At 62.1% G+C, this 11,226-nt stretch carries 10 protein-coding genes and 1 pseudogene; 4 read left to right on the forward strand and 7 right to left on the reverse strand.

Annotated features, from left to right (window positions below; all coding sequences use genetic code 11):
* Positions 1-56: 56 nt before the first annotated feature.
* Together H620_RS0115305 and H620_RS0115310 are read right to left on the reverse strand one after the other, a co-directional pair.
* Complete coding sequence (locus H620_RS0115305) at positions 57-359, reverse strand: cell division protein ZapA (RefSeq protein WP_023382769.1); 303 nt, start codon at positions 357-359, stop codon at positions 57-59.
* Positions 356-586: a hypothetical protein gene (locus H620_RS0115310; RefSeq protein WP_023382770.1), complete on the reverse strand. Its 231-nt coding sequence runs from the start codon at positions 584-586 to the stop codon at positions 356-358. Before H620_RS0115310 ends, H620_RS0115305 begins: the two co-directional genes overlap by 4 nt.
* A 288-nt stretch (positions 587-874) precedes the next feature.
* Here H620_RS0115310 and H620_RS27850 point away from each other — a divergent pair.
* Both H620_RS27850 and H620_RS27855 read left to right on the forward strand, forming a co-directional pair.
* Positions 875-1,630: pseudogene (locus tag H620_RS27850) on the forward strand (MCP four helix bundle domain-containing protein); the annotation flags it as partial.
* On the forward strand, positions 1,622-2,485 hold the full coding sequence (locus H620_RS27855; RefSeq protein ID WP_374373902.1) for a methyl-accepting chemotaxis protein: 864 nt from the start codon (positions 1,622-1,624) through the stop codon (positions 2,483-2,485). The pseudogene H620_RS27850 and the gene H620_RS27855, both read left to right, overlap by 9 nt.
* A 76-nt stretch (positions 2,486-2,561) precedes the next feature.
* On the opposite strand, the gene gbcB is transcribed toward H620_RS27855, so the two are convergent.
* Positions 2,562-3,662 carry a glycine-betaine demethylase subunit GbcB gene (gene gbcB, locus H620_RS0115320; protein ID WP_023382772.1) on the reverse strand — a complete coding sequence of 367 codons (1,101 nt, stop codon included), beginning with the start codon at positions 3,660-3,662 and terminating at the stop codon, positions 2,562-2,564.
* Between the two features lie 294 nt (positions 3,663-3,956).
* Between gbcB and gbcA the strand changes: the two genes are divergently transcribed.
* Positions 3,957-5,249, forward strand: a complete 1,293-nt coding sequence (gbcA, locus tag H620_RS0115325) for a glycine-betaine demethylase subunit GbcA (RefSeq protein ID WP_023382773.1) — start codon at positions 3,957-3,959, stop codon at positions 5,247-5,249.
* Positions 5,250-5,325: 76 nt separating this feature from the next.
* Here the strand turns inward: gbcA and H620_RS27860 are convergent, their stop codons facing one another.
* The gene (locus tag H620_RS27860) at positions 5,326-6,213 is read right to left on the reverse strand and encodes an RHS repeat-associated core domain-containing protein (protein WP_049818791.1); all 888 of its coding nucleotides are present in this window, start codon (positions 6,211-6,213) and stop codon (positions 5,326-5,328) included.
* Between the two features lie 685 nt (positions 6,214-6,898).
* On the opposite strand from H620_RS27860, the gene H620_RS25810 reads away from it, so the two are divergent.
* A complete protein-coding gene (locus tag H620_RS25810) occupies positions 6,899-7,117 on the forward strand; it encodes a cold-shock protein (protein WP_049818792.1) in 219 nt (72 codons plus the stop codon).
* A gap of 40 nt (positions 7,118-7,157) precedes the next feature.
* Here the strand turns inward: H620_RS25810 and etfB are convergent, their stop codons facing one another.
* Genes etfB through dgcB form a run of 3 tightly spaced genes read right to left on the reverse strand, consistent with a single transcriptional unit; the run spans position 7,158 to position 11,123 of the window.
* The gene (etfB, locus tag H620_RS0115340) at positions 7,158-7,928 is read right to left on the reverse strand and encodes an electron transfer flavoprotein subunit beta (protein WP_023382776.1); all 771 of its coding nucleotides are present in this window, start codon (positions 7,926-7,928) and stop codon (positions 7,158-7,160) included.
* Between the two features lie 10 nt (positions 7,929-7,938).
* Entirely contained in the window at positions 7,939-9,171 is a 1,233-nt protein-coding gene (etfA, locus tag H620_RS0115345; protein WP_023382777.1) for an electron transfer flavoprotein subunit alpha, read from the reverse strand.
* Positions 9,171-11,123, reverse strand: a complete 1,953-nt coding sequence (gene dgcB / locus H620_RS0115350; protein ID WP_023382778.1) for a dimethylglycine demethylation protein DgcB — start codon at positions 11,121-11,123, stop codon at positions 9,171-9,173. Before dgcB ends, etfA begins: the two co-directional genes overlap by 1 nt.
* Positions 11,124-11,226: the final 103 nt, after the last annotated feature.

Consider the following 11,226-nt stretch of genomic DNA (forward strand, 5'->3'; position numbering starts at 1 on the left):
GCGTTCACCGCCGCATTCGCGAGTAAACCCGCTCCTACAAAGGGTCGGTGCAGAAGTTATTGCTCGGCAATGGTCCGAACGATCGCGTCCACGGTGGCGTCGATCTGCGCCTGGGTACGCTCAAGGGTCTGCTGGTGTTCGCGTTGCAGTTCAACCTGCTTGGAACACAGATTCAGGGCCGCCAGCACCAGCAGTTTGTCACCGATCAGGGTCGGGTACTGTCGCTTGGTCTCGGCCAGGGCGGTGTTGAGCATCCGTACCGCCTGCGCCAGGGTCTCCTCCTGGCCTTCGGGCGCCTTGATCGAATAGTCGTTGCCAAGGATCGACACGACGTTGATCGGCTGCGCTTGCAGTCTCATGCGCCGACGACACCTGCGCTGGCGCGCTCAACCAATGCCTGGATACGGGCAGCGGTAGCACCGTGCTTTTCTTCCTGCTCCATCAGCGACAGCTGCAGGGTCTCGTTTTCCTCCTTGGCTTGGGCCAATTGCTGGCCGAGGGCGGTATTTTGCTCGGTGAGCTGAGCGTTTTTCTGCATCAGGTCGCTGACCAGTTGCTCGAGTTGATTCAGGGAGGCTTCCAACATAGGTCTATCTCGGGTTGTTGCAAAGGGCGCACACGATAAAGAAAAGCGCGAACCCTCGCCATTAAATATCGGATTCTCAAGGCTATTGCCTGCGCAGATTGACAGGGTAAGCAGCACCTTGTTCCGACCTGGGTCAACCGCCGGTCAGGAAAACCGTTAGCGACCTCACATAATTGTCCGGTCGCACTCAAGACCGATCAGTCACGTCCGATAGCTTGTCAGGTCATATTTTGTCGCACGGACCGCGCCTTCATTTCCCTGGACCCCTTTCCCATGTCCCTACGCAACATGAACATTGCCCCGCGCGCACTCCTCGGGTTCGCGCTGATCGGCCTGCTGATGCTCGGCCTCGGTGTTTTCTCGCTCATCCAGATGGGCAGCATCCGACAGGCGGGCGTCGCCATCGAGAACATCAGCGTGCCGAGCATCAAGACCCTCGATGAGCTGACATCGCTCAACCTGCGCCTGCGTACCCTCTCGTACCGCCTGTTGACCAACCGGGAGCCAGAAACTCAGCGCGACACCCTGGCCCTGCTGGACCAGCGCAATGCCCAGATCGACCAGGCCCGTCGTGCCTACGAGCCACTGATCAGCGCAGCCGATGAACAGGCCGCATTCGACCAGTACACGCAACTGCTCAATCAGTACCGTCAGCTCGAAGCCCGCATGCGCAGCCTGAGCCAGGCCAATCGCACCGACGAGCTGCGCGACCTGCTCAATCGCGATCTGTTGGCAAACTCCGAACAAATCAACAAGGTCATGGATACCCTGGTACGGATCAACACCGAGCAGACCCGCGCGACCAACGAAACCGCCGCCAGTCAGTACGACACCGCCTTCGCCCTGGTGGTCGGGCTGTTGATTGCCGCCACCGTACTGACCTTCCTCTGCGCGTTTCTACTGACCCGCAGCATCGTCAAACCTATCGAGGAAGCGCTCAAGTGCGCCGAACAGGTGGCCGATGGCGACCTGACCCACACCATCCGTGCCGAAGGCACCGACGAAGCTGCTCGCCTGCTGCGTGCCATGGCCCGCATGCAGGACAAACTGCGCGACACTTTGCAATTGATCGCCGGCTCCGCCACCCAGCTGGCGTCGGCTGCCGAAGAGTTGAACAGCGTTACCGACGAAAGCGCCCGTGGCCTGCAGCAGCAGAACAATGAAATCGAACAGGCCGCCACCGCCGTCACCGAGATGACCAGCGCAGTGGAAGAAGTGGCGCGCAATGCGGTCAGCACTTCGGAAGCCTCCAGCGAGGCCAGCCGTTCGGCAGGCGATGGCCGCGACCTGGTGATGGAGACGGTCGGTGCCATCGAACGCATGAGCGGCGATGTGCAGGCCACTGCCAAGCTGATCACCCACCTGGCCGAGCAATCACGCGACATCGGCAAGGTGCTGGATGTGATCCGGGGCCTGGCCGACCAGACCAACCTGTTGGCGCTCAATGCCGCCATCGAGGCCGCCCGCGCCGGTGAAGCTGGCCGTGGTTTCGCGGTGGTGGCCGATGAAGTGCGGGCGCTGGCCCATCGTACCCAGCAATCGACCAGCGAAATCGAGCGCATGATCGGTAGCATCCAGGGCGGTACCGACGAGGCCGTGGCGTCGATGCGCACCAGCACCGAACGCGCCGAGTCCACCCTCAACATCGCCCGTGGCGCCGGTATGGCGCTGGATACCATTGCCGGCGCAGTGGCGCAGATCAATGAGCGAAACCTGGTGATCGCCAGCGCGGCGGAAGAGCAGGCCCAGGTGGCGCGGGAAGTGGACCGCAACCTGGTCAACATCAATGACCTGTCGGTACAAAGCGCGACAGGAGCGCATCAGACCAGTGCGGCGAGTGCGGAGTTGTCGCGCCTTGCAGTGGATTTGAATGGACTGGTGGCGCGGTTCCGCACCTGAGAAAGCGGGGCCGCTCGCGGCCCATCGCAGCAAGCCGGCTCCTGCACAAAAGGGTGCAGGAGCCAGCCATTTCGGATCAGTATTCGATCCGTACATCCCCCTTCGGCACACTGCAGCACGACAGGATGTAGCCTTCGGCTTCGTCTTCCTCGGTAATACCGCCGTTGTGCTCCATCTCCACTTCGCCACCGAGCTTGAGTACCTTGCAGGTGCCACAGATGCCCATGCCGCAGGCTTTGGGAATCATCAGCCCGACCTTCGCCGCCGCCGCATGCACTGTCTCGCCCGGCGCGACGCGGATGCTCTTGTCGCTGCCGACGAACTCCACCAGGTTCAGGTCCGATGCGTCCAGTTCCGGCGCGTCGGCGGCCTGTTCGGCATGTTCGACCGCATCGGCCTTGGCCTCTGGCGGCGTGGCGCCGAACGACTCTTCGTGGTAGTTCTTCATGTCGAAGCCCACCGCTTCGAGCATGCGCTTGACCGCGCTCATGTATGGCGTCGGCCCGCAGCAGAACACCACGCGCTCCATGTAGTCAGGGGCGATCAGCTCCATCAGCCGCTGGTTCAGGTAACCACGGTAGCCCGCCCACGGCTCGCCCAAACCATGCTTCTCGCAAATGATGTGCAGGCTGAAGTTAGGGATGCGCGACGCCATCTGCTCCAGCTCGCGGTGGTAGATGATGTCTTTGGGCGAACGGGCGCTGTGGACGAACACCATGTCGACATTGCCGTTGGTGTCATAGAACCAGCGCGCCATCGACATCACCGGGGTAATGCCCACGCCACCCGACAGGTAAAGCACTTTCGGCGCGGGGAAGTCGATGGCGTTGAACAGCCCGACAGGGCCGTGCACCGGCACCTCAAGGCCTTCGTGCATAGTGTCGTGCAGGAAGTTGGACACCAGCCCCCCCGGCACGCGCTTGACGGTGATCGAGAAGCTGTAGGGCACCGATGGCGAGCTGGAGATGGTGTACGAACGCATTACCTGCTTGCCGTCGATTTCAAGCTCCAGGGTGACGAACTGCCCTGGCTTGAAGAAGAACATGATCGGCTGGTCGGCCATGAAGCAGAAGGTGCGCACGTCCCAGGTCTCCTGGATGACCTTGACGCAGCGCACGATGTGGCGGCCGTTGGCCCAGGTCTGGGTGGTGACCGGATTGAGGAAGGTATCGGACATGTTCATCTCCAGCGGCCGACTATTGGCCTTTTATGGCTTGGATAATGCGCAAGCTGAAGGCGACGTACATTCCTGCCAGCGACATCGGCGTGCTTATCGCGACCAGCCGCGCACTACAAGGGTTGGCGCGTCGGAATTCGAATCGGCCATGTCGCCCATGGATACGGTTGCTGACGTCTTCGGACGCACACTCCACGGCAAAACAACATGCTGTTTCTTGACGAGCAGCCTTGCGGCACCACAACAACGATTAGCCACCTTTTGCCGGCCGCACACGGCCCCGAGGAATACACGATGGACGTCACCGCAACACTGAGCCTGGGCGATCCACTGGAACCTGCACGCAAGGCCACCGCCGAGATGCTGCAGACCCGCGAGCGCACCTTCTCGCTGCCCCAGCCGTTCTACAACGACGAGCGTCTGTTCCAGATCGACATGCAGGAGATCTTCCACAAGGAATGGTTGATCGCGGGGCTTGTCAGCGAGATCCCGACCAAGGGCAACTTCCTGACCCTGCAGATCGGCAAGAACCCGATCATCGTGATCCGCGGTGCCGAGGGCAAAGTGCATGCCTTCCACAACGTCTGCCGTCACCGCGGCTCGCGTCTGTGCACCAGCGAAAAAGGCAAGGTGGCCAAGCTGGTCTGCCCTTACCACCAGTGGACCTACGAGCTCGACGGCCGCCTGCTGTTCGCCGGCACCGAAATGGGCGCCGACTTCGACATGAACCAGTACGGCCTCAAGCCTGTGAATGTGAAGGTCGCCGGTGGCTACATCTTCATCAGCCTGGCGGAAAACCCACCCGCCATCGACGAGTTCCTGGCCACCCTGGACCACTACATGGAACCGTACGACATGGAAAACACCAAGGTGGCGGTGCAGACCACCTTGATGGAAAAAGCCAACTGGAAACTGGTGCTGGAAAACAACCGCGAGTGCTATCACTGCAACGGCTCCCACCCTGAGCTGCTGAAAACCCTGCTGGAATGGGACGACACCAACGACCCACGCGCCGACCAGGCCTTCAAGGACCACGTGGCCGCCTCCGCCGCTGCCTGGGAAGCCGAGAAGATCCCGTACCTGCACAAGAGCCATGGCCTGCGTAACCGCATCGTGCGCATGCCGCTGCTCAAGGGCACCGTGTCCATGACCATGGACGGCAAGCAGGCGTGCAAGAAGTTGATGGGCCGCATCAAGAACCCGGACCTGGGCTCGATGCGCATCCTGCACCTGCCGCACTCGTGGAACCACTGCATGGGCGACCACATGATCGTGTTCACCGTGTGGCCGATCAGTGCCCAGGAAACCATGGTCACCACCAAGTGGCTGGTGCATAAGGATGCCGTGGAAGGCGTGGACTACGACCCTGAGCAGATGCGCAAGGTATGGGACGCCACCAACGACCAGGACCGCCGTCTGGCGGAAGAGAACCAGCGCGGGATCAACTCCACCGCTTACCAGCCTGGGCCGTATTCGAAGACCTATGAGTTCGGCGTGGTGAACTTCATCGATTGGTACAGCCAGCGGTTGCTGAACAATCTGGGGGCCGAGCCTGCGCCGTATCTGAAGGAAGTTCAGGCACAGTGATCGATGCCGCGCCTCGCCCACACTGGGCGAGGCGCGGTCAACCCGGGCCCCGCCGGACGGTACGACACCGACCCGGTCAGCGGCTTCTAACCATCACGCTGTTCAACACATCCTCATCTGCACGAGAAACCTGCCTGGCCAGCGCGGCCCCTGGTAGTCGATAGGCCCAGTGCACCGTATCCAGTGCCGCCTTCCCTGTTCTGATCCCTGCCTGCAAGGCCGCCCTTCGCACGAAAGAAGGGAGAAGCACCTGGCCCATGGCCTCTATCGCTACGCTCCATCTATTTATTCCGTGCTGGTCAGCCAGCGCGGTCCAGGTTCTGAATGTCTGGTAACTGTGCAAATTGGTCCCCACTGCGACAAAACCACTGCTTGCGGCCCCGGCCCAGGCGAGCTGCCCTGCCAATGACGCTGCAGGGGATGAGGGGGTCTGGAGGACATTTCGGGTGACATTGGCGACAGCCCCCATGGGCGCTGCGGCGTAACCGATCAGACTGTCCGCAAGCTCGGGGAGCAAGGGCGCCTGGCTCACCGTCTCACCTTGTGCCCTTTGCACCCGCTGTTTAGTCACGACCAGCGCCCTACGATTGCCAGCGGCAAGCGCCGTCGACAGGCTGGAAAATGCCTGAGTGCCCACAGGGATCCACTCCAGAACGCGACCTGTCGGATCATATTTGTTCACCGGGTCGCCCGCGCAATAGGCGTAGCTGTTCACCCCCCCCTCACCGAAGGGGCTGCGTGAATCCGGCGAGTGGAGACGCATGATCGCTGGGTTGAATTGACGATACCCATTGCCCAAGTGGTAGCAAGCTGTCAGCTCATCTCTGGGCTCCCCACAGAATGCACTCATTGGCCCACCCTGGGCGGCAGTCGATCCATAGGCTGTGTAGGCTCTTGCTTGGTTGTGCGCACCATTGAGGACCGAATGCTGCCGATCAGTCGCCAACAACTGCACAAAGCTCATGGTGACAGGCTCCAGAGAATGGTTGTGCCCAACCTAGTGGAGTTCGAAGCGGCTGAAAACTAGCAAAAATGATAGGTGTGAAGCCTCTTACTCACAGACTTACCCACAACCCAAGTACAAAGACAACGCGCGTCTACCTCTCGTCATACGACCGTGTGTTTGATCATTTTCTGATCAAACCTCTACAGGCACTGTAAACAAAGGCCTGGAAGCCTCTGCGAACACATTGTCCACAGAGCAACCAACAAAGAATGTGGGAAACAGCAGTTCAGCCGAAAAGGGATGTGGAAAAGTGTCTAGAACTCCCGAAATCAGTGGCTTGTGTGCGTAACAGGAGAATTTGGACAAAAAATGATCGTTTCCATGAAGCCCTTTGATTTCACCGCATCCAGGGATGGGCGAACATATTATCCACAGACCGGCTAACAGGGATTGTGGGCAATATCAGGTCAATGCCGCGAATCACGACTCAAGCACGCTCGCTGAAGGCTGATCATTTTTTGATCTAATCTCTGAAAGGCGCATGATCAAAGGCGCACAGCCATGCACCAACACTTTATCCACACCTTGGCGAACAGATTCCGTGGGCAAAATTGCGGTTCACCTGGTATTTCTGCCAGTTTCGCTCCTGGGAGGGGCGTGATGAAGTGGATGCCACTATTAAGGCATCACTGCGAGCGCACTTATGCACAATCGTCTGCTGGGTACCGTGAAGTGGTTCAACGAAGACCATGGGATGGGTGTTATCAGCAGCGATGAGGAAGAGGTGGATTACTTCGTGACTCAGCTTGCGATCATCGAGGGTGGCCAGGGCAGCCTGCAGGAGGGAGAGCGGGTATCGTTCGAGCCGGTGATAGAGGGAGTCGCTTGTTGGGCGTTCAATGTCATACGGGAACAGCCTTGAAGGCCCTATCGCCGAGAAGCCGGCGACAGGGCCGTTGGATTCAGCGCAAGACCCCCTCCTCCACCAGCAACTTGAGGATGGCCTCGGCCCCTTCCTGCGGCGAAACGTCCTTCAACACCTTGCCCCCACCACCGCTGGCCTTGGCCGTCGCCGCCTTCATCCGGTCGGCTCCGCTCTTGGCCTTGATCACCTTCAGCCGCTTTGGACGTGGCCGCGCCGGTTGCAGCTCGGCGTCCGCCAGCAGTTCATCCTCGAGGATATCCACATTGCGCGCCGCCAACACGCCCCGGCGCGCTGGCCCAAAGGCGCTCTGACGGGGCTTAGGTGCGGCGTTATCCACAGTCGCCAGCAGCGGCAGGCGTACCTTCAAACGGCGTCGCTGACCACGCGGCAGCGCTTGCAGTACCTGGGCAGTACCGTTCTCGATGGATTCGACTTCGGCCAGCCCTACCACCAGCGGCCAACCCAGCTTCTCAGCCAACAGAAACGGCAGCATGCCCGAACCTTCACCCGTCTCGGCCTGGCTTCCGGTCAATACCATTTGGGCCCCTGCGTCACGCAGGTAGTCGCTCAACACTCCCAGCACATCGGCGCCGGCAGGCTGTTCCAGCACATCCAGGTGATCCAGCCCCATGCCCAGGTAAGCACGCAGCGCTTCCTCACGAGGGTCACCTGCGTGCACCACCTGCAAGTTATCCCCAGCCAGTTGCAAACCCAGTTCCACGGCTCGGGCGTCCTGCTCGGCGCGACGGGCGCGGCCGGAGCTTGGGTGGGCACCGATGGAAACCAGGCTGATGACTTTCGTACTCATGCTCGTGCCCTTATGCCGCGTCGCGCTGGCCGCCGCTGCGGAAGTTGTCCACAGCCTCGATCAGTGCCTTGAGAATCGCCGAACTGTCGCCAATCACCGACAGGTCCGCCCGTTTGATCATGTCGCAGCCAGGGTCCATGTTGATCGCCACCACCTTGTCGCAGGCACCGATGCCCTGCAGGTGCTGGATCGCACCAGAGATACCCACCGCCACGTAGACCCGCGCGGTTACCCAGGTACCCGTGGCACCCACCTGACGGTTGCGCGGCATGAAGCCGTCGTCCACCGCCACCCGCGAGGCGCCTTCGGTGGCACCGAGCGCTGCGGTGGCCTTGTGGTACAGGTCCCAGTCCTTGACACCATTGCCACCCGAGACGATGAACTCGGCCTCGGCCATGGCGATGGTGGCCGGATCGACCGCGACCGAACCCAGGTCTTCAATACGCGACAGGCTGCGCGCAACGCTTGTGGACAACTCCACCGGCAAGGCTTCGTGACGGGTTTCGCTGACCGGCTCGGCGCACTCCGCGGCGGCCAGGATCAACCGAGGCACACTGCGTTGCAGGTCCTGCTGACCGGCACCGGCGCGGCCGATGCACTGGCCGTCCTTGACCTGCCAGACCCGCGTTGCCGGGCGCTCGCCCAACGTCGCGCCCAGACGCCGCCCCAGTTCGCCGCCCCCGGTGCGGCTGTCGGGCAGCAACCAATGGCGCGGGGTGAATTGGTTATCCACAGCGCGCAGGGCTTGTACCAGTTGTTCCGGCGCATAACCTTGGTACTGCTCGCCTTCGATGACCAGCAAGCGGTCGACGCCGGCTGTGGAAAAGTTGCTTTCCTTGTGCTCGCCAAACACGATCGCCAGCACCGCACCGTCGCTGCCGGCCAGGCTATGGGCCAGGCCAAGCAGGTCACGGTCGTGGCTGCTCAGGCGACCACCGACCATGTCTGGAACCACGGCGATGTAGAACGCCGGGGCCGGCACCTGGTGCAGCGGCAGCTGCACTTGCGCGGCGGCGGCGCGGCGCCCGCCCACACCAGTGCCCTGCTGGGCGCCACTGCGGTCGATGCGCTTGATGCCATGGGGGCCGATGAAGCCTGCGGCAATGGCATGGGGGTTCTTGCGGATGAGGCCGTTGGGCCCCATCCAGCTGGTCTGCTGCGTCTGCATCGCCGCGTGCAGCGGATGCAGACGGTTACGGGCGATCCACTCGGCGCGTGGGTCGCGGCGGATGATGTCGCTCATCAGTGCACCTCCGCAGGTTCACGTTTGGCCGCTTGCGACTTTGCGCTTGCAGGGGTTTCCTCTTCGATCAGCACATCGGCCACCAACTCGGCGAGGTCCTTGATCTGTGGACGCGGTTCGACCACGCCTTCGAGCATTGCCGTGCACTGCGGGCAACCAACCGCCACCAGCTCGGCTTCGGTCTGGCGGATATCGTCCATGCGCATGTCCGGAATACGTTGCTTGCCAGGGATGTCAGTGATCGGCGCACCACCACCACCGCCGCAGCAGCGGGAGCGGAAGCCCGAACGCTCCATCTCGCGCACTTCGATACCCAGCGCCTTGAGCACCGCGCGCGGGGCTTCGTACTCGCCGTTGTAGCGCCCCAGGTAGCATGGGTCGTGATAGGTGACGCTGCCGCCCTTGTGCTGGCCGAGGTTGAGCTTGTTCGCGGCGATCAGCTCGGCGATGTAGGTGCTGTGGTGCTGCACCTGGTACTCGCCGCCCAGCGCGCCATACTCGTTCTTCAGTACGTGGAAGCTGTGCGGGTCGCAAGTGACGATGCGCTGGAACTTGTACTTGGCCAGGGTCTGGATGTTGCGCTTGGCCAACTGCTGGAAGGTCGCTTCATCGCCCAGGCGCCGCGCCACATCACCGCTGTCGCGCTCTTCCAGGCCGAGCACGGCGAAGTCCACGCCAGAGGCCTTGAGCACTTTCACGAACGAGCGCAGGGTGCGCTGGTTGCGCATGTCGAAGGCACCGTCGCCGACCCAGAACAGCACCTCGGTGGCTTTCACGTCCGACAGCAGCTTCAGGTTGAGGTCCGCCGCCCAGTTCATGCGCCCGCCAGGGTTGAAACCGCCCGGGTTGTCGGTGGCGATCAGGTTGTCCAGCACCTCGGCGCCTTTGTTGGGGGTCGCACCTTTTTCCAGGGTCAGGTGGCGGCGCATGTCGACGATGGCATCGACGTGCTCGATCATCATCGGGCATTCCTCGACGCAGGCGCGGCAAGTGGTGCACGACCACAGCGTTTCAGCGTCGACCAGGCCGTTGACGATCGGCTGGTGCGGGTGGCCGCCGTGTTCGCCGATCGGCTTGCCCGGATATGGGCTGCCCGCGAACTGGGCGTCAGTACCACCGGCCAGGCCGATGACCATGTCCTGAATCAGTTTTTTCGGGTTCAGCGGCTGACCGGCGGCGAACGCCGGGCACATCGCTTCACATTTACCGCACTGCACGCAGGCATCGAAGCCAAGTAGCTGGTTCCAGGTGAAGTCCACCGGTTTTTCCACGCCCAGCGGTGCGTTGGGGTCTTCCAGGTCCAGCGGCTTGAGGCCGGTGGAGCGGCCACCGCCAAAGCGTTCTGCGCGCCGGTGCCAGGCCAGGTGCAAAGCCCCGGCGAAGGCGTGCTTCATCGGGCCTCCCCAGGTCATGCCGAAGAACAGCTCCGACACGCCCCACAGCACGCCCAGGCCCAGAACCGCGACCATGACCCAGCCGCCGGTATCGGCCGGCAGGATGCCAGCGACTGGCAAGGTGGCGATGAAGAAGCTCGCGGCGAACGCCAGCAAGCTCTTGGGCAGCCGCATCCACGGGCCCTTGGACAGGCGTGCGGGTGGGTTGCGACGGCGTTTGAAGACGAAGATGGCGCCGCTGAACATGATCACCGTGGCTACCAGCAAGGCATAGCCAAGAATCTTGCTCTGCAGGCCGAAGCCATGCACAAGGATCGCCAGAACGGCCGACAGCACGAAGCCGCCCGCGGTGGCGACGTGGGTCTTGGACATGTACTTGTCGCGCTCGACCACATGGTGCAGGTCCACCAGGTAGCGCCTTGGCATGGCCAGCAGGCCGCCGATCAAGTCGACCTTGGCGGCCCGACCACGCCGCCACATGCGCACGCGACGCAGGGCGCCGAGCACTGCCAGGCCAAGGGCAGCGAACAGCAGGATGGGTAGAAGGGTGTTCAACATGGGAGGCTCCCACAACAGCTGAATTCTTGCGCCGCCCTGAAGGTCGGCGCGGACCCCTGTAGGAGCGAGCGTGCTCGCGATAGCGACCGATCAGACAACCTGG

It is taken from the genome of Pseudomonas taiwanensis DSM 21245 (genome assembly GCF_000425785.1).
Taxonomy (GTDB): domain Bacteria; phylum Pseudomonadota; class Gammaproteobacteria; order Pseudomonadales; family Pseudomonadaceae; genus Aquipseudomonas; species Aquipseudomonas taiwanensis.